Origin of the sequence: Thalassospira sp. GB04J01, from assembly GCF_000751115.1 — a bacterium.
Classification (GTDB): domain Bacteria; phylum Pseudomonadota; class Alphaproteobacteria; order Rhodospirillales; family Thalassospiraceae; genus Thalassospira; species Thalassospira lucentensis.
In genome coordinates this window covers 126,393-145,543 of the sequence record NZ_CCDX020000018.1, presented here as the reverse complement: position 1 = coordinate 145,543, position 19,151 = coordinate 126,393, and the positions used below count along the sequence as shown (strand labels likewise).

Genomic DNA, 19,151 nt, shown 5'->3' with positions numbered 1-19,151 from the left:
CGGCACGTTGGTCACAAAGGAGCCTTTCAGAATAAAGGAGGCCACGATGACCATTCTCAATCCCCGTCGGGAAACCGTTGGTGTTTTTCACGATCTCTCTGCTCTGCAACATGCAGCAGAAGACCTTGGTTCTGCGGGCTTCGCGCAAACAGACCTCAGCCTGCTGACAACCGAACACACCATCGAAGACAAGCTCGGCCACATTTACCGTAAGGCCGAAGACATCGACAACGACCCTAACATGCCGCCGCTAGCCTATACGACACCGACCCCGATCGGCAATGCCGAAGGTGCCCTTGTTGGTGCCCCAATGTATGCCGCAGCATTTGGTGCCGCAGGGGCTGTGATTGCAGCAGGCGGACCGATTGCTCTGACCATTTCAGCCATCATCGGTGCCGGTGGTGTTGGTGCCGCTGCAGGCGGTGTCATTGCCGCAATCATCGGGAAACGATATTCCACTGAATTACAAGATGCCCTTGATCAGGGCGGGTTGTTGCTTTGGGCCAAAACACCTGATGAACCAACGGAAAATCGGGCCAAGGATATCCTTACCCGGCATCAGGCCGAACTGGTCGGCACCCACGAAGTGGCAAATTCACACACCAAACGCGACATGCTTTAACGGGCCCTTCGTCAGCACCGTTCCCTGTTGCTATGACAGTGCCTGCGTATCGATCAAATCAATGATCAGAAAAACAGTCCTCATTTCCGGGGACTGTTTTTTTGTTCTCGAAGAGACTCGTATTATGGATTGGGCCACCACACGACCATAAGTCGTGGTTCTGGATAGAGGCAAGATTAAAAGTAGAATGTGTGCGAAAACCTCCACTTCAACCGTACTTAACACCTAGTAGAAGGGGAAAAACAACCCCCGCCAAAATATGACGGGGGTTGTAAGGAGCCTTGACCAGCAGTCTATTCATCAAGCTTTTCTGGCCGTCATTGCATTAAACAGATGAATCGTTAAACGGTTCGAACGTCGTCGAGGAAACCGGTCACATGGCTTCGCAACTCGTCATTGGCAGCTGCCAAACGACCGACACTGTCAAGCTGACCGTTGGATAGGTCCCCGCTTTCCGTTGTGGCATCTGCAACGTTCTTAACGGCATCAGTAATTGCGTTATTGCCATTGGCGGCCCCCTCGACGCTGCGTGAGATTTCCTCTGTTGCAGCACCTTGTTCTTCGACGGCGCTGGCAACCACCGACATCAGTTCATCGATTTTGTGAATGGTATCAGCAAATCCACGCACGGCTTCGGACGCAGCACCGGTTTCACTTTGCATTTCCGAAATTTTTGCCGTGATTTGCTCTGTGGCCTTAACGGTTTGTGATGCGAGGTTTTTCACCTCACCGGCAACAACAGCAAATCCTTTGCCAGCCTCACCGGCACGGGCAGATTCAATGGTCGCATTCAGTGCCAGCAGGTTGGTTTGGTCAGCAATATCGCTAATCAGGTTAACCACCTCACCCACACTTTGTGCGGCATCGTTGAGCTTCGCGACGCGTTCGTTGGTGCGTTCGGTTTCATCAACGGCCATCTGCGTGATTTCAGTAACACGCGCAATTTGCGCCGAAATTTCGGAGATGGAGGCCGACAGCTGTGCCGTCGCAGATGCAACTGTTTCGAGATTGGTTGAGGATTCCTCAGCCTGTTCCGACACATTCTGCGCATCATGATTGGCCCGCACAGCATGGGACGACAAGGTTTCGGACGCAGAGCGTACTTCATCCAGTGCTTTATTCACGGACGTCAGGACGTCTTGGATTTTCTCGTCAAAGCCAGCAGCCAAAACGCCCATACGCTTGCTGCGTTCAATTTGACGTTCGGCTTCGACTTTTTCCTGCTCGGCCATACGCGCCCGTTCGCGGGCATTTTCACGGAAGACTTCGAGAGATTTGGCCATCGCCCCGACTTCGTCGGCCCGTTTCATATCCAGAATTTCGATATCAAGATTACCGGATGCCAAACTGCCCATGGCGTCTGTCATTTTACGGATTGGCGTTGCAATCATGCGTGACAATGTCCCGCCAAACAGACCGGCCATCGCAATCAACAAAATGACCCCGACGCCCAATGTGATCTGGAAAATATTCATCGCCTGTGCGACCTGTGCTTCAACGTCGAGGACAAGTTGATCAATGTTCTTTGCCAACTCATCAGCAAGCATGCTGACCTCATCTGCCAAAGCACGGGGCTCACCGGATGCTTCAATTGCGCGCGCATGGTTGACGGTTAAATAATGGCGCATCAGCTTGGCCTGCTCGGCGGCGATTTCTTCCCACCGATCAATTGCGCCATCCATCTGCTCTATCAAGTTGCTGATTTCAGGGTTTATGGTTCCATATCCTTTGAGAACATCTGTTCGGATATCGATTTCCTGAAGCGATTCCTCGTAGCCTTTCAAACCTTCACGGTCACCAGTGGTCAGAAAGTAAATAAGCTCCTGACGCGCTTGAAGATATGAAAGATCAAGGCCGCGATAATCGCGTTCGAACTCAGACAAGTAATCACGCTGTTCGTTTGCGCCCTGGACCTTCATGGTCGCAAATATGCCCGCAGCAGCAACCATTAGAATAACTGCAATCATCACGGCAAAACAGGTTGTCAGTTTTGCTGGAATGGAAAGGTTCTTGAAAAAATTCATCACACTTCTCCCTACTGGCCACTGCGACGTGCAAGTTCGTTCAAATTGACTTCAATGGTCACAGCCCCGATTGGTTGACGCTCTTCGTTGCTCATGGTCATGCTGAGCTGTGAACGCCACGTGTCAGAGTCTTCGTTATATTCCGCTTCATCAATAAAGACGGCGTCAGGTCCATTCGGGAATGTGTTCTGGAACTTCGCTTCGTCACCCTGCCAAAAATCTGAGGTGATGGAGCTCTGCCCTACATTCAGACCGACAGCATCCATGACAAAAATTTCAGCAAGCAAGCCGCCCGACCTTGCCTGGACCTGTGTCAGATAGCCCGAGAGCGGATTGGTGACGATTGCAGCGACGAGAGGCTGATCTTCGGCTTCACGCTCTTCACGCCATTGCTTGTCGGCAGCATCGATCTTTTCCTGCGTCAAATCTTTTCGTAGGCGGTTCTGAGAGTTGATCGATAAAGAGACAACCGGGTTGGCAAGCCATTCACGCGCGTCCTGAATAAACTTGTCCGTAATAAGTTCCGATGGATCGCCGGGGAGTTCCGATTTGGCAAAGGAAACTTGCGGCAAACACAGGAACCCTGCGGCAATAATTCCCGAGCAAAACACATTTTTTAGAAACTGCATCGACCCCACTCCTACACCAAAATCGCCATCGCATGAAAGACACTAACTCAAAGTATAGGTATTTATACTAAAGAAATGATTTTCATACAACTTTTTTGCGAAAAGGCAGAACAGAGAAAACGTAAAAGACAGCATTACACATGTCTTGGTTGTTGTTTGGATCATCACAAAATAACAAAAAATTAGTGTGCATTAAGATTAGGCAAGAAAAAAGCGGCGGATTAAACCGCCGCTGAGTTTGGTTGGGACACGAGCAAACTGCAGAAGATTACGTTGTTCCAGGCGCGAAACGCGCCCCTGCAAAGAACAACTGTCCGCCATAACCTAAGCATGACGCGTGCCAACTTTCACCCAGCACAGAAAATCGCCTATTTAAGCGATTTAGAGACGGCACCCCGGCCCCTCATCATGCAGATCAAACAATATTTTCCCATTTTGCAAATCGGATATTTGCAAAATGCAAATATCATTATTTGCATTTTGCAACGTCATGCCTGTGAAAACTGATATCACCAGAGGACAATTTTCCCGCTACTTCTTCCGCTTTTTCTTTCTATCGCCGAAATTGAGCAAAGCTGGCGCGTGCTCAATGATTTCTTCGAGAATTTCCTTGGCCATTTCCAAGTCATCGCGCGCTGACTCATCAAGCTGACTGATGTAACGCGGATCAGAAATCATGCGCTCTGCCTCATAAAGCGTTCGAAGTTCGCTTTGAAACATTTCGCGCGCCCCGAGAGGCAACACTGTCTTTGCACTCATAACAAAGAAGAATTTCAGACTGGTCTTAATCACAATGCGCAGCATCACGACCTGAAGCTTATGAAACTGCTCTTCCAGCTCTTCTTTTTTTGGATGCTTTTCAAGCTTGGCAAAACGCTCCGAGATAACCAACGACAAGGCCTTGAAATTATCAATCTCTTCGCGAAACGGGCGATACCCCGTAACATCAGATTTACTAGCTTGACGCTCAAGCTCTTCGGCCAACGCAACCAGTATGCGTGCACGATGCTCAAGCCGTGACAGAAACTCTTCGACCTGCTCGCGATATTTTCTTTGGCTAGATTGATTCATTTTATTTTGGCGTCTTTATAAATTGGTGCCCGGGCTCGTATCCCGGACACCAACGTAACCCGTCATTCATTAACAACAAGCACAAAAAGACTTATTCAGCTTATCAATCAGCCAATTCAGGGTCTTTTTCCTGAAGCTTACCGCCCGGCGCACCATCCGGATACTTAAAGACAACAGCATCATCTTCAATATCAACCAACACAGCCCCGCCTTTTGAAAGCTTGCCAAACAGAAGCTCCTCCGCCAGCGGTTTCTTGACGTGCTCCTGAATGACCCGACCAAGTGGGCGCGCACCAAAAGCAATGTCATAGCCGCGTTCTGCCAGCCATGTACGGGCGGCTTCGGTAAGTTCGATGGAAACATTCCGGTCTTCAAGCTGAACTTCAAGCTGCAGAATGAATTTATCGACCACCATTTTGACGACATCGGCTTTCAGATTGGCGAATGGAATGACCGCATCAAGACGGTTGCGGAATTCCGGGCTGAAGGTGCGCTTGATTGCCTCTTCATCCTCACCAATACGCATTTCACGCTTAAACCCGATCGGTGGCTTGGCCATATCGGATGCGCCAGCATTGGTTGTCATGACCAACACGACATTACGGAAATCAACGGTTTTGCCGTTATTATCGGTTAGCTTCCCGTGGTCCATCACCTGCAACAGGATATTGAACAAATCAGGATGGGCTTTTTCGATTTCATCAAGAAGCACAACCGCATGCGGATGTTGATCAACTGAATCGGTCAATAAACCACCCTGATCGAAGCCAACATACCCCGGAGGCGCCCCAATCAGACGCGATACGCTGTGGCGCTCCATATATTCCGACATATCAAAGCGAATGAACTCAATCCCCATGACATTGGCAAGCTGCTTGGTGACTTCAGTCTTACCAACACCGGTTGGACCAGAGAACAGGTAACTGCCAATCGGCTTTTCAGGTTCACGCAGACCGGCACGGGCCAGCTTGATCGCACTGGCAACAGACTCAATCGCACGATCCTGACCGAACACAACCGTTTTCAAGTCACGCTCAAGATTGGCAAGAGCCATGCGATCGTCGGTTGAAACCGATTTTGGCGGGATGCGGGCGATCTTGGCGACGATTTCTTCGACATCGCGCTTGCTCACGGTTTTTTTCCGCTTACTCGGCGCCACCAACATCCGAGACGCACCTACTTCGTCAATCACATCAATCGCACTGTCGGGACGCTTACGATCATTGATATAGCGCGATGCCAGCTCCACCGCAGAGCGAATGGCTTCGTTGGTGTATTTGACCTTGTGATGCTCCTCGTAATAGGGCTTAAGGCCCTTAAGGATTTTGACGGTATCTGCTTCGGAGGGTTCTTCGACGTCAATTTTCTGGAACCGACGCACTAGGGCACGGTCTTTTTCAAAATGCCCCCGGAATTCCTTGTAGGTTGTTGATCCGATGCAGCGCAGCGTCCCGCTTGCCAATGCAGGCTTAAGCAGGTTAGACGCATCCATCGCCCCACCTGACGTTGCACCAGCACCGATCACGGTGTGAATTTCATCAATAAACAGCACGGCACCGTCGTAATCTTCGAGCTCTTTGACAACGGCCTTAAGGCGCTCTTCAAAGTCACCGCGATAACGCGTTCCGGCGAGAAGCGCGCCCATATCAAGAGAGAAAATCGTCGCATCGGCCAGAACTTCGGGCACGTCACCATCATTGATCCGGCGCGCCAATCCCTCTGCGATGGCGGTTTTGCCAACGCCGGGATCCCCGACATAAAGCGGATTGTTTTTCGTCCGACGGCACAGCACCTGAATGGTACGCTCGATCTCGCTTTGGCGACCGATCAGCGGATCAATTTTCCCGTTTTGCGCTTTGACATTCAAGTTCACGCAATAGGCCTTGAGCGCTTCGCCCTCGGCTGGTCCGGTTTCATCGCCTTCTGGCGACAGGCCGGATACGGCCTCTTCGTCAGCACCACGCGGGATGCGACGCTCATTGAGCTCAGACGCCTTGGCGATGCCGTGAGAAATGTAATTGACCGCATCAAGCCGCGTCATATCCTGAAGCTGCAGGTAGTAAACAGCATGCGATTCACGTTCGGAAAACAGCGCAACAAGTACATTTGCGCCGGTGACTTCTTCGCGCCCCGAAGATTGAACATGAATGGCCGCACGCTGAATAACACGCTGGAACCCGGCTGTGGGTTTCGGATCGACAAGACGCGCACTGATCAGACCGGAAAGTTCACTGTCGGCGAACTCCAAAAGGTCGGCGCGCAGGCGATCAACATCAACCCGGCAGGCTTTTAAAACGGCAAGTGCATCCTGGTCCTCGGTCAAGGACAGAAGAAGATGTTCGAGCGTTGCATACTCGTGCCGACGCTCAGACGCATAGGCGAGCGCACGATGCAGGCTTTCCTCAAGATTGCGCGATAGCATACGTCACTCCTTCTCTAAGGTGCACTGCAATGGATGCTGGTTCTGACGCGCCAGATCCATGACCTGATTGACCTTGGTTTCCGCAATTTCGTAGGTGAAAACACCACAGACCCCGACACCCTTTTGGTGGACCTGAAGCATGATTGCGGTAGCTTCTTCCCGACCCTTCTCGAAAAACCGTTCCAGCACGTGAACAACAAACTCCATCGGAGTATAATCGTCGTTTAACAACAGTACCTTGTACAACGACGGCTTTTTCGTTTTAGGCCGCGTTTTGGTAACGATCCCTGTATTCGGCAGATCAGTGCCGTCATTATCCTGTTCAGTCATCGTCTAATTACCGGAACCCTTATTTCCTGCATGAACTCCATGATAGGTCATTGCCTGTCTCTTTCAAAGGCCGCAGCACATTTTGTGGCGACTAATTTATTGTCTATCCAGAATTCATGTAAGCCGTGAATGTTCCGCTGCAAGATCAAGGAACAAACTTCCTTATTTTATATTGGATAATACGGCGCAAAACGGCCAAAAGATCTTATTCTTGGCAAATAAAAAGGCGGGCACAGCCAACTGCCATGCCCGCCTTTTCCGGCGAATAGAAAGATCTAGATTATTTCATGCCAGCATTTGCAGCCTTGTTCATTGCCGAAAAGCTATCCGAAAATGCTGAAAACATCATTTCCTGAACTTTCTCACCCTCGGCCAAACCACTTTCAACGCAACGGTTGAGAATACGCGAATTGACCTCTTGAATATCTGACAGACTTTCAGCTTTTGAAAGTGCCTCAATATCAGCCTGCGATGCATCCATCTCGCGCTGAGCCCAGGAAACCAGCTCAGTCCCAACACCACCACTTTTTTCCATCAGTGCGGCTGATGCGTGCCATATTTCTTCAAGTTTCTTCTGCTGCGTTTCGACCAGCTCTTCGTACTGGGCAACAACCCGTGACCCGGCACCGGAAAAAACATCAGACTGACCGGTCATTGTTTCAAACATTCTTGAAAAGGCCTCATTTGCCGCCGAAAGACTGTCTTCAAAGGCGTCATTGCTGGCCGTGAGAATCGCATCGACTTCAGGGGTTTTCCACATATCGAAAAACTTTTCCATCGCATTGGTATCCATAAACATCGCACCCATGCCAAAAACATCGCTTGGTGCACCTTCGGGGGCCTCTTTTGCCGCGGGCTTGGGCGAGGATGCCGTTTTAGGTGCCTGCGATTCTTTTTGGGTCACTAACTTTGGTGGTGAGCTTGGTGCTACCGTTTTCTGTGTCGTTGACGCTTTAGATGAGGAGGCTTGGGCCTTCGCGGGCGCAGCCGTTTTCTTGGGCGCGGTTACCTTGGCATCGGCCGACTTGGCCGCCGCCGCAGATTTGGTTGTCTGAGTCACGGTACTGACCTTTTCTGCTTTGGGGGACGGTTTGGATGCAGCCATTTTTTTTGACACCGGCTTTTTAGTCGCAGCACTTCGTGCCGCACCAGACTTCGCGGCCGGTTTTGGCGCAGATTTAACTGGCTTGCTCTGCTTTGAAGCGGGAGATGATGTTGCAGGTGCCTTGGCCCGGGTAGCGGTCGTCGATGCCTCAGCGGGGCTGGCTTTAACCTCAGCACCGGTGTCTGCATCAACCTTTACCACCGACGCAGAGTCAGGCGTATTCGCAACCGGCATTTGGTCTGCTTTCTCAGAAGATGGCGCAGAACTAATCGGCTTCACATCCTCCGCAGAGTGAGCCTTGTCCTTTGGCGGCGAAGCAGCGGGTTTTGCAGAATTTTTCTCCACCGACGAGATGTCATCGGGTTTCTTTGCAGCCGCTTCGATCTCGGACGAGGTCATGACCACACGTTTGGTCACAACATCGTCCTTATTCCCGGACGTCTGCGTACTTGGCGTCGACGCATTTTTTTTCGCGGCGACAGATGTTTTCTGTGGTTTTCCAGAAGCCTTCGGTTTGGAAACAGCCATTGCACCAACCTCCTGCTTATTGGGCTTTACGGCCCAATGTTATGTTGCGTTGCAACATAACCCTAGATGGAACAACCCTCCAACGTCAAGAACAGTTTGGTGACAGTTGCACGAAAGGTCTTTGTGAAAACGGTCCTAACCAAGTCACCTTGAAACGCCAAGTACCGCGAAGTTTTGTAAAACAGTTTCTGTTTGCAAACCCTTAGCGCCGTACCCCGAGCCTGATGCAACAACAAAAGGCGCGCCAAAACATGACGCGCCTTTAAAAATATTGTGTCCCGACATCAGGACTTGATCAAAATCTGCGGAATTTTGACGTCAAACTTTGTTCATCGCAACGTGTTGCCTCGCACAGTGCGATAAAAATTCCGGGAGTCGGCATCTCGGTCATTCTTGCTGTAAAACGGGTCAGGCAATTTGGGTGCGTCCGCCGCTGGTGGCTGTGGCAACGCGCGCTCAATACCTGAAAGGTTGGCGAGGACCGTGGGGAACCGCAGCGCATTCAGGTTATCTTTTGCCGATGTCCAAGCCGCCAATGTGATCTGCTTGGACGAACACCCGATTGCAACCCAATAGTAATCATCGGAATGAAGCCGCAACCCATCGCGCTCCTGATAGCCAAAACCATCTGACTGAAGCGCATCGGTTAACCGCACATACGACTCCCGATCCAGTCTGTCTGTCGCTTCATCGCCGCCAAACGCACCAAGCGGAGCATTCACATCCACGTTGATCTGACTAACTTCTGCCGGACCAAACACGCGCGACACCATGTTAAATTGATCAAAACCAACTTGCGGCTGGATTTCAAAGCTGCGGACTTCTTTATAATAATCGGCGTTGTAAACAAGCCTGATGCGGCCTTCTGCCTCACCGGCAGAACATGCAACGCGCAGATCATCGGCATTAAGGTATGAGAACCAGGATGCCTTGCGTGTCAGAGGGTTTGAGATATCGCTCCCTTGTGTAAAAGCACAGCCAGCCATCAAGGATGTGGCCAAGGTCACACCGGCGATACGGCTGAAAACTGCGGGGCTAAAAGCTATCTTACTGACAAATGGGAGAATTATTTTACGCATTCGATCCTCGATTTTTTCCCGTTCTGCGGATATAACTTGAGACTGATGTGAAAATAAGGCCAATGCAAGGCCACATATGGAATGTCACGCAATCCTGACTCGTTAAACGTTTGTTTAAGCCTACGGTGCGAGACTGTTCGTATTTAGATCTTGGGGATTACCGAAAGCCGAGCCCGATACAATGCGTTTTATGACCCTGTCAGGGCCAACAACAATGGCCAAATCAACTCCGTCGCGCAGCAGTGACCGCATGCGTAGCTTTGCCGTCGCACTTATGTGCCTGACGGTGCTTTTGTGTGCGACTGTTCTTGCACCTGCAAGTGCCGTTGCCCGAACGTATACGGCAATGGTCATTGATGGTGACACTGGCGAAGTTCTTCATGAATACCGCGCCGATCACAAAGTGTATCCAGCGTCGCTGACCAAGATCATGACGCTTTATATGCTGTTTGATGCACTCGACCACGGCAAGGTATCGCTTTCGACACCGATGAAAGTATCCAAGCGTGCATGGGGACAGGCGCCGTCCAAGCTTGGTCTTAAGCCAGGTGAAAGCATTTCGGTCAAAGACGCGATTCTGGCCCTTGTGACCAAATCGGCAAATGACATTGCCGTGGTTGTCGCCGAACACCTTGGTGGTACGGAAATCAAATTTGCGCAGATGATGACGTCGGAAGCGCGTCGCATTGGCATGACGCGTACGACGTTTCGCAATGCATCTGGCCTCCCCAACCGCGGCCAGATGACCACAGCACGCGATATGATCAAGATGGCCGTCGCCCTTCGCAAAAATTACGGTGATTACTATCACTATTTCTCGACCCAGAAATTCCGCTTTGGCAATCGCACTTATGGTAACCACAACAATCTTCTGGCGTCATATTATGGCACCGACGGGATCAAGACCGGCTATATCAATGCGTCGGGCTTTAACCTGGTTGCCTCGGTCAACCGCAACGGAAAACGTCTGATTGCGGCTGTCTTTGGCGGGCGCACTGCACGTACCCGTGATGATCAAATGAAAAAGCTTCTGGATCGGGCTTACCTGAAACTGAAGGAAGACGGTGAAATCATGCCACCGCGCCCACGTTTCAGCCCGGACGACAAAATCCTTCCGGCGGATGCGCAGCTGCTGATCGCCAAACTTGAATCGCAACGTGAAGCAGAACAGCCGGGTCGCGTTGACACCCAAACCGTTGTCAGCCGTATTAAGCCCGAAACAGCCACAGATGGCTGGGCCATTCAAGTTGGCGCCTTCAGCGACCAGCGGCGTGCACAGGAAGCAGTGCTTGCAGCGGCACGCACAGCACCGGATGTTCTTCGCCTGACCCGTGCAGCCGTTGAACAACAAGCCAGTGGAACTGGCGTAGTCTATCGTGCCCGCCTGCTTGGCTTTGAAGGTGAAACAGCGGCGCGTGCCGCCTGTGCCGCACTTCGCCGTGAAAAGGTTGCATGTATCCCGGTAAATGCCGGAGGCGCGGGATAAGTTAGATCAGCTCGCGCGATCAAATACGAAAAAGGCCGTCAGAACATTCTGACGGCCTTTTTAAATAGGGCACACTTAGCGCGTATCAGAAGCGATACGATTAGTGACCGCCGCCAAGTGCAAAGAAATCATCTGACGACAATCCGCTTTTCACCAGTTGATCGGTGACTTGCGCCTTCAAACGCACAAGTCCGGCATCATCAGCAGCTTCGCAGCGTGCGACAATGGCGGGCTGCGTGTTGGATGCACGCAGCAACCACCAGCCATCATCGGTACTGACACGCACACCATCAATGCCACTGACTTTGGCACCCGCCTCGGCCAGACGCCCGCGAACTTCTTCGATCAGGTCAAACTTGCGATCATCCGGGCAATCAATCCGCGTTTCCGGTGTGTTGACGGCAACCGGCATTGCAGCCCGCCATACGGCAAGGCTTTTGCCACTTTGCACCAGAATGCGGTACAGGCGCACAGCCGCGTATGTCGCATCGTCATAACCGTAATACCGTTCGGCAAAGAAGATATGGCCACTCATTTCACCGGCAATCGGTGCTTTTTCCTCGATCATTTTGGTTTTGATAAGGGAATGACCGGTTTTCCACATGATAGCTTTGCCACCTAGTCGGCTGACCTCATCGAACAGGGTCTGGCTGGCTTTAACGTCGGCGATGATCGCGGCACCGGGTTGGCGTGCTAAGACGTCGGCAGCATAGATCTGCAACAGCTGATCGCCCCAAAGCACATTGCCCTTGCCATCAATCACGCCAATACGGTCACCATCGCCATCAAATGCAACACCCCAGTCGGCATTGTGTTTGGCAACGGCGGCCTTAAGGTCCACCAGATTAGCCTCAACCGTCGGATCCGGATGATGGTTGGGGAACGTGCCGTCAACTTCATCAAATAGAAGATGATGCGTGCCGGGCAATTGGGCGGTTAACTTACGAACAACGTCGCCAGACGCACCATTCCCGCAATCCCAGACAATGGTCATTGGCTTTGCGACGTCGCAATCAAGCTCGGCAACAAGACGTGTTACATACCGGTCTTCGATATCAATGTCGGTAACCGACCCGGCCCCGACTTCAAAATCACCGTTTGCGGCAATCTGTCCAAGTTCCTGAATGGCTTCGCCAAACACCGATTTGCCGGCATTGAGCATTTTGAACCCGTTGTAGTTTGACGGATTGTGCGATCCGGTCACCATGATGCCGGCATCGGTTTTTTCGTCATATACTGTAAAATACAGCATTGGCGTTGGCCCACGGGCGATCCGTACAACGTCACACCCGGTCGAAAGGATCCCTTCGATCAGGGCTGCTGCCATTTCGGGCGAACTGATCCGTCCGTCGCGTCCGACAGCGACTTTCTTGCCGCCTGACCGACGTACTTTCGTACCAAAAGCCTTGCCAAGCGCGTTGGCATCCGCCGCATGCAGGGTTTCCCCGACAATGCCACGCACGTCATATTCACGCAGTACCGAGCTGTCAAACGTGTATACAGCAGATAAAGTCATATTGGTATTAGCCTCCAATTGATGCGCGCCCGACACAGGAATAGCTAAAGCCGTTTTCGGCCATTTCAGCCGGATCATAAACGTTTCGCAAATCCACAACGGTCGGGTGTTTCAGCGCGTCTTTGACACGGTCAAGGTCCATGCCACGGAACTCGTTCCATTCGGTCAGAACAACCATCGCATCAGCGCCATCGATGGTTTCATAAGCATTTTCGCAATAGCTCACGCCTTCCAGAAGCTTTTTGGCTTCTTCCATGGCCTCTGGATCATAGGCTTTGACCGTCGCCCCGGCCGCAATGAGGGCCGGTACAATATCAAGGCTGGGCGCGTCACGCATGTCATCGGTGTTTGGTTTAAACGCCAACCCCAGAATGCCGATCGTTTTGCCTGCAACCGAACCACCGCATGCAGAAACAATGCGATTGGCCATCGCCTTTTTACGTGCCGTATTCACATTTACCACCGTTTCGATGATCCGAAGCGGGCTATCATATTCCTGAGCGGTCCGCACAAGGGCCAGCGTATCCTTGGGGAAACAGGACCCACCATAGCCCGGCCCCGGATGCAGGAACTTTTTGCCAATCCGGCCATCAAGGCCGATACCGCGTGCAACGTCATGGACGTCCGCACCAACCTTTTCACAAAGATCGGCAATTTCGTTGATAAACGTGATCTTTGCGGCCAAAAACGTATTGGCGGCATATTTGATCATTTCCGAGGTTTCGCGTGACGTAAACACAATCGGTGTTTCGATCAGATACAGCGGACGATACAAGTCCGACATGACTTCGCGGGCCCGTTCATCACTGGTACCGATCACGACACGATCCGGGCGCATAAAATCACCAATTGCCGAACCTTCACGCAGGAACTCCGGGTTTGACACCACAGCAAATTCCGCATCCGGGCGTTTTTCACGGATAATGCGTTCTACTTCGCGGCCCGTGCCAACCGGCACGGTCGATTTGGTCACAATAACCGTAAAGCCATCCATCGCTTCGGCGATTTCTTCGGCTGCGGCATAGACATAGCTGAGATCAGCATGACCATCACCACGACGGGTCGGGGTGCCAACAGCAATAAACACTGCATCGGCATCTTTTACGCCAACCTTAAGGTCCGTGGTAAATGTCAGACGCCCTGCTTTGACGTTGTTTTCAACCAGAACATCCAGACCAGGTTCGTAGATCGGCATGATGCCGTCTTCAAGACGGGCGATTTTCTCCACATCTTTGTCGACACAGATGACGTCAGTACCGAATTCGGAGAAACAGGCACCGGACACAAGTCCAACATATCCGGTCCCGATCATTGCTACGCGCATGGATGTTTTACCCTAGTAAAGTTATTGTCGGCCGGAACAATTCAACAGACGATCCCGGCCGGTTATAATTGAAATGAAACGATTATTCGGCTGCTTCGCCTGAAGCAAAATCGTGAATAAGCTGACGAACGTCATCGCGCATGTCTTCACGCGCCAAGGCAAATGACATTGTGGCTTTCAGGAAGCCAATCTTGTTCCCGCAATCAAACCGCTGACCTTCGAAGCGATATCCATAAAAAGGTACTTTTCCGATCATTGCGGCCAATGCGTCGGTAAGCTGGATTTCGTTACCAGCCCCGCGCGGAATGTTTTCAAGGACTTCGAAAATACCCGGATCAAGGATATAACGCCCGATTGCCGACAGTGTTGATGGTGCTTCTTCGGGCTTTGGTTTCTCAACCATGCCACATGCACTGACCAGACGGCCATTCGTACCTTCGACTTCCAGCACGCCATACCGCGCGGTTTCTTCGCGCGGTACATCCATGACGGCAACCATATTACCGCCCGTGCGGCCGTAACTTTCGACCATTTGCTTCATGCACGGTGTTTTCGACTGGATAAGGTCATCTGCCAGCAGAACGACAAATGGCTCATCACCCACCAACGATTTTGCACACAATACAGCGTGCCCAAGACCCAAAGGATTGCCCTGACGGGTATAGGTGACGCGACCATTTTCCGGGATCATCTCAAGTGCCTTGGCCAGCGCGTCTTCTTTCCCGCGCTCTTTCAGGATGGCTTCAAGTTCGGCAGACCGGTCAAAGTGATCTTCGATCGCACTTTTGCCACGGCCCGTCACAAAGATGAATTCTTCGATACCCGCTGCGATTGCCTCTTCGACGGCGTATTGAATCAGCGGCTTGTCAACGACTGGCAACATTTCTTTGGGCATTGCCTTGGTTGCAGGTAAAAAACGGGTGCCCATGCCTGCGACCGGGAAAACAGCCTTTTTGATTCGTTTCGACATTCAAAAATTTCCTTTTTCAACCGCTGCAGGCCAGCCCTATCAAGAACTGTCTGCATGTATGCTTTTGCCACGATTCCAGAACGGGGATCAAGCAAGCGTAAGCATAATTGACGCTAATCTTTACATAGCCGTAACAAAAGGCTTCGTGCCGCATTGAGCTGCGATGCCAGATAATCTGACCCACCATGATCGGGATGGACCGTCTTGATCTGTTTTTTATAAGCCCGATTGATCTCCTCGCGGGTTGCGTCTTTGGCAACATCAAGGATTTTACAGGCCTCATCAGCAGTCATATCACCGGCATTCGAACGCCTGTTGTCATATTGGCCACTCTCGTTTTCGTTGTGGCCGCTTCCCCCGGTATATGCGCCATTGTTACCATTGTCTGTTTTGGACCAACCTTGCCACCCCGAGCAATCGGGACGACGTTCAAAATAGGCTTCCAAAACAGCTTGGCTTTGATCAGTTGCACCGCAACATTGAACATAAAGCAACCGCAGGTCGTCAAGCTCCAAGCTGTCAAGATCTGCTCCGGCGTAGGTCCCGTTATGCACGGAGCCTTGCATTTGGCCGGTTTCGAGATCAAGCAGCATATAAAGATAATCCGTTCTGATTTCTGACGTTCTGCCGGCACCACGCCCCTGCTGGCCAAAGCCACCGGGACGGGCAGTCCGACGCGACGACGCAAATATCTTGCGTAAAAGTGGCAATAAAAAGCCTAGTTTCATCACCCTAATCAGGAACGGAACGGCGGCGGCCAAAGCCGCAAACATCGCAGCCAGCTTGCCTGTCAGCAGCATCCAGCCCGCCAGAACCACCAGCAAAGTGATGGTCACAATCATGCCAACTTTGCGAATTTCTTTTGGTTCAGCCTCGGTCATCCAGCGAATGAAAAACCCAACCCCGACAAACAGCGCAATACCGACCAACAACCATTGCATTATGGTTTTTTCCGCAATTGATTGCCCAGCAACAGCACGTCATTTGATCCGGTTTTTTCCTGATAAACCGCAAGTCCGTCTTGCCCGCCAACGGCATAACTTGCCACCGCACCAAGTAAATCACGCAGTTTTTGGACGGCACTGGCATCAAACTGCATAAAGGCCCCATCGGTAATCCGGGCAATTTCCCCAAACGCAAATTGCGCCTTACGATCAAAGCCTTCCTGAAACATGAATGCCTTTACCCCCTTGAGCGCCAACTTACCGGCAATTGGGGCCAGATCATCGGGGTTTTCTTCGATACAGTCGCCGACATATATCAAGGCATCGATCTTCTTGTTCGCGGCTTCACGTTCAACATGAGCCAATACACGCTCGATCTGGGTATGCCCGGCGCGACAGCTGACTTTGGTCATGTAGTTGCCAAATACTGCCGCGTCGCGGCACCAGCCACTTGCCTTACATTCAGAAAGTCCGCGAAAGAAAACAAGCTGGATATCAAGCGCACCAAGCCCAGATACGGCGTCAAACATTTCTGCCTGCAGCATCGTGGCACTGTCCCAGCTCGGCTGGCGACTGGCGGTTGCATCCATGGCAAAGATCAGCCGCCCTTGTGCCGGGCCGGACGCAGGGGCCTGCACAGAAAGATCACGCGCCTTGTTCAGAAAGTCCGCGACGTCCTGCTTATTGGATGTTTCCGCGACGATGTTTTTGCGTGCCAAGTAAAATTCATCCGTTCAGCTTTTTGATCAGACACCATGATGTGCCCCTAAAGATATAGGTTGCAACCGGTCAGATCGGCAACTCTTCACCATCAGACGGTTTGAACCCGATCACTTCAAGCAAGGAACGGACTTCCTGACGTGCGGCCATGTGCGACATGCTCATCGGGATGCCCACACCCTTTTCGCGCAGATCTAGAAGGGTCAACCCTTTGAGGAACAATTCACGATAAATTACACGTTCGCCAAAACCCGGTGCCGGACGGAACCGAATGCGCCCTGCGAGCTTTTCAACAATTTCGGCGATATCGCGTTTATTGCGCGCATCAAGATGTGAAAGACGGTTGCGCATGACAATCCAGTCAATGGTCCCACCGTCAATACCAGCACGACGTTTACGGGCATCCCAGACCATTTCGGCATAGATGCTTGGCCCTTTGATATCCAATGTATCCGGATCAATCCGTGCGAGCATATCAAGGTCGATAAAACTGTCATTGATTGGTGTAATCAACGTATCGGCACAGGCATGCGCCAGACGTGACAGGTAATTGTCACTGCCCGGGCAATCCATCACGACAAAGTTGCATCCGACGACCATTTCGCCCAAGGCGTTGGTAAACCGGTCCCGCTCATCAAGTTTGGCCTCGTTGCCATCGGAAACTTCGCTGCGATAAATCGGGCGATGTTCGGGCGTGGGCAGTTTCAAACCTTTTTTGGCGTTGAACGCTGTACGGTTCTCGATATAGCGGGTCAGTGTTCCCTGACGCGCATCGATATCAAGTGATCCGACCGTGAAGCCCATTTTCATCAGGGAAACGATCAGATGCATCGCCGTTGTCGATTTGCCCGATCCCCCTTTTTCATTGCCGATAACAATTACATGGGCGCGGTTGGACTGCGGCTGCTTATCCGTCACAGTCTGCTGGCCTGCGCTGTCCCCGCCTGCGCTGGTCTCTTGCACCGTCATGGCTGTTTGCTCCGTTATTCAGGCATCTTGATATTGTCCCCAAGTCCAGTCTTCCCAAAGAGCCACTTTGTCCCCAAAAATCAAGGATAAAAGAAACCTGTCAGCATGACATCCTTGGACTGGCCGTCAGCACAAAACTCATTCACATCATCGCGCGCATCATCTGGATATCTTGAGGAAACGCTTTGCATCCCCATCTTAACCGGTGAAATACTCTGCTGTTAGTGCTTTTGCTTGTATTTCACGGTCATACCGGCTGTCGATGCAATCACATCAATGAGTCTTGACCCTAGCCAACTTAACAACACAAAGGTAAAGATAAGGGTAGCGCAAAATATAGATGCGCCTGAAAAACATATTGAAAGGACGCAAAGTGCAGTATCGGGGGGCTTTGATTGGTGGCGTTTTGGGTAGCCTTCTGATCGCAAACATGCAATGTGCATCCGCACAGCAAGTTGGCGGTTTTGAACAGGTTCCCGAAGACCAGAGCCCGATGGAATTTGCGTCAAAAGCGGACGGCAAAAACGTCTTCCTGCGCCAATACCGAGACAACAGCACCGTCTTCGTCGGTCGCTGGTTTGCTCCGCGCACGGCAAAAGAACTACCACAATCGGCAAGTGACCTGTATCTGGAAACCGTCTTTACGACATCTTCTGCCGGTTTCACGTTCAGTACGGCAATGGCCCCGAACCAGCTTTTAGACATGTTTGATTCACTCAAATCCGGAAGCAAGGTTAATGGAGCCAGTTTCACGCAGGAAACCCGGATTGGTCCGATTTCGATGGTGCCGTTTGCGCGCAATCAATCACAGTGCATTTCCTTTGTTGGCCAGTGGGACCCGCAAACCCAAAGCCAGCGCGGAAGCCGTCTTCTTGGCTTTTACTGTACGCCAGTAATGCAGCAGGCTGTGACAGGCTCGGCCACCGCATCCACGCCAATAAGCATGATTGATGCTCAGGAATTCGCTGCGGGCTTTATGAACCGGTTCACAGTGCAAATCCCCGACAATGTCGCCAAGCCTGTGGCTACGGCAACGCCCCCTGCACCGCAACCCGAAGGGTCGGTCACCACCCCGCCGGAAGATGGCATTCCAATCACCACCAATTGGCAAGGTGCACGGGGTGTTGGGACCTTGAAGTTTGATCAGCCATCGGGCGAAGGTACGATGATTGTTGATGACGACCAGCGTCATTGCGAGGGCATCTGGCGCCATGAAGGCGGCGCGTATCAAACCGGCACCCTGCCATTTGGCAGCTGGTATGTTTATTGTAATGACGGCAGCTTCGCGCGCGGAAACTACACCAGCGAGGGGCCGGCATCGGTCACCGGTGACGGTCAAGACAACAATGGACAGGCGGTTTATTTCCGCCAGCAAAACCAGGGTTAAGTTAGGCTACGGTCGCCCCACCCAT

The 19,151-nt window shown here is 51.7% G+C and carries 18 protein-coding genes; 5 read left to right on the top strand and 13 right to left on the bottom strand.

The features are described 5' to 3' along the window. Positions 1–46 precede the first annotated feature (46 nt). Complete coding sequence (locus AMM48_RS19320) at positions 47–622, top strand: hypothetical protein (RefSeq protein ID WP_102785401.1); 576 nt, start codon at positions 47–49, stop codon at positions 620–622. A 341-nt stretch (positions 623–963) separates the two neighbouring features. Here the strand turns inward: AMM48_RS19320 and AMM48_RS19315 are convergent, their stop codons facing one another. The 6 genes from AMM48_RS19315 to AMM48_RS22230 form a co-directional block, all read right to left on the bottom strand. Then, positions 964–2,646 (bottom strand): methyl-accepting chemotaxis protein, encoded by a 1,683-nt coding sequence (locus AMM48_RS19315; RefSeq protein WP_102785400.1) that lies wholly within the window; start codon positions 2,644–2,646, stop codon positions 964–966. A gap of 11 nt (positions 2,647–2,657) precedes the next feature. Next, a complete protein-coding gene (locus tag AMM48_RS19310) occupies positions 2,658–3,275 on the bottom strand; it encodes a hypothetical protein (protein ID WP_102785399.1) in 618 nt (205 codons plus the stop codon). A 531-nt stretch (positions 3,276–3,806) separates the two neighbouring features. Then, a complete protein-coding gene (locus tag AMM48_RS19305; protein ID WP_102785398.1) occupies positions 3,807–4,346 on the bottom strand; it encodes a hypothetical protein in 540 nt (179 codons plus the stop codon). Between the two features lie 103 nt (positions 4,347–4,449). Then, positions 4,450–6,768: an ATP-dependent Clp protease ATP-binding subunit ClpA gene (gene clpA, locus AMM48_RS19300; RefSeq protein WP_102785397.1), complete on the bottom strand. Its 2,319-nt coding sequence runs from the start codon at positions 6,766–6,768 to the stop codon at positions 4,450–4,452. A gap of 3 nt (positions 6,769–6,771) precedes the next feature. Next, positions 6,772–7,098 carry an ATP-dependent Clp protease adapter ClpS gene (gene clpS, locus AMM48_RS19295; RefSeq protein WP_022730317.1) on the bottom strand — a complete coding sequence of 109 codons (327 nt, stop codon included), beginning with the start codon at positions 7,096–7,098 and terminating at the stop codon, positions 6,772–6,774. A gap of 280 nt (positions 7,099–7,378) precedes the next feature. Then, on the bottom strand, positions 7,379–8,203 hold the full coding sequence (locus AMM48_RS22230; RefSeq protein ID WP_158246494.1) for a phasin family protein: 825 nt from the start codon (positions 8,201–8,203) through the stop codon (positions 7,379–7,381). On the opposite strand from AMM48_RS22230, the gene AMM48_RS22225 reads away from it, so the two are divergent. Together AMM48_RS22225 and AMM48_RS22220 are read left to right on the top strand one after the other, a co-directional pair. After that, positions 8,190–8,498 (top strand): hypothetical protein, encoded by a 309-nt coding sequence (locus tag AMM48_RS22225; protein WP_158246493.1) that lies wholly within the window; start codon positions 8,190–8,192, stop codon positions 8,496–8,498. The two genes, AMM48_RS22230 and AMM48_RS22225, sit on opposite strands and share 14 nt — an antisense overlap. A 3-nt stretch (positions 8,499–8,501) precedes the next feature. After that, positions 8,502–8,834, top strand: a complete 333-nt coding sequence (locus AMM48_RS22220; protein WP_158246492.1) for a hypothetical protein — start codon at positions 8,502–8,504, stop codon at positions 8,832–8,834. A 226-nt stretch (positions 8,835–9,060) separates the two neighbouring features. Here AMM48_RS22220 and AMM48_RS19285 read toward each other — a convergent pair whose 3' ends face one another. Then, positions 9,061–9,810: a hypothetical protein gene (locus AMM48_RS19285; RefSeq protein WP_244271315.1), complete on the bottom strand. Its 750-nt coding sequence runs from the start codon at positions 9,808–9,810 to the stop codon at positions 9,061–9,063. Between the two features lie 214 nt (positions 9,811–10,024). Between AMM48_RS19285 and AMM48_RS19280 the strand changes: the two genes are divergently transcribed. Continuing rightward, positions 10,025–11,296 (top strand): D-alanyl-D-alanine carboxypeptidase family protein, encoded by a 1,272-nt coding sequence (locus AMM48_RS19280; protein WP_102785395.1) that lies wholly within the window; start codon positions 10,025–10,027, stop codon positions 11,294–11,296. 100 nt (positions 11,297–11,396) lie between these two features. Here AMM48_RS19280 and AMM48_RS19275 read toward each other — a convergent pair whose 3' ends face one another. From AMM48_RS19275 to AMM48_RS19250, 6 genes are all read right to left on the bottom strand, one after another. Then, entirely contained in the window at positions 11,397–12,812 is a 1,416-nt protein-coding gene (locus AMM48_RS19275; RefSeq protein WP_102785394.1) for a phosphomannomutase/phosphoglucomutase, read from the bottom strand. 7 nt (positions 12,813–12,819) lie between these two features. Beyond that, positions 12,820–14,136, bottom strand: coding sequence for a UDP-glucose/GDP-mannose dehydrogenase family protein (locus AMM48_RS19270; RefSeq protein ID WP_102785393.1), 1,317 nt, complete (start codon positions 14,134–14,136; stop codon positions 12,820–12,822). A gap of 82 nt (positions 14,137–14,218) precedes the next feature. Continuing rightward, entirely contained in the window at positions 14,219–15,106 is an 888-nt protein-coding gene (gene galU, locus AMM48_RS19265) for a UTP--glucose-1-phosphate uridylyltransferase GalU (RefSeq protein ID WP_102785392.1), read from the bottom strand. Between the two features lie 113 nt (positions 15,107–15,219). Beyond that, a complete protein-coding gene (locus AMM48_RS19260; protein ID WP_102785391.1) occupies positions 15,220–16,047 on the bottom strand; it encodes a DnaJ domain-containing protein in 828 nt (275 codons plus the stop codon). Then, a complete protein-coding gene (locus tag AMM48_RS19255) occupies positions 16,047–16,769 on the bottom strand; it encodes a hypothetical protein (RefSeq protein ID WP_102785390.1) in 723 nt (240 codons plus the stop codon). Before AMM48_RS19255 ends, AMM48_RS19260 begins: the two co-directional genes overlap by 1 nt. Positions 16,770–16,839: 70 nt before the next feature. Continuing rightward, positions 16,840–17,739, bottom strand: a complete 900-nt coding sequence (locus AMM48_RS19250; RefSeq protein WP_102785389.1) for a division plane positioning ATPase MipZ — start codon at positions 17,737–17,739, stop codon at positions 16,840–16,842. A 358-nt stretch (positions 17,740–18,097) separates the two neighbouring features. On the opposite strand from AMM48_RS19250, the gene AMM48_RS19245 reads away from it, so the two are divergent. Next, a complete protein-coding gene (locus AMM48_RS19245; protein ID WP_244271314.1) occupies positions 18,098–19,126 on the top strand; it encodes a hypothetical protein in 1,029 nt (342 codons plus the stop codon). The last annotated feature ends 25 nt before the right edge of the window (positions 19,127–19,151 follow it).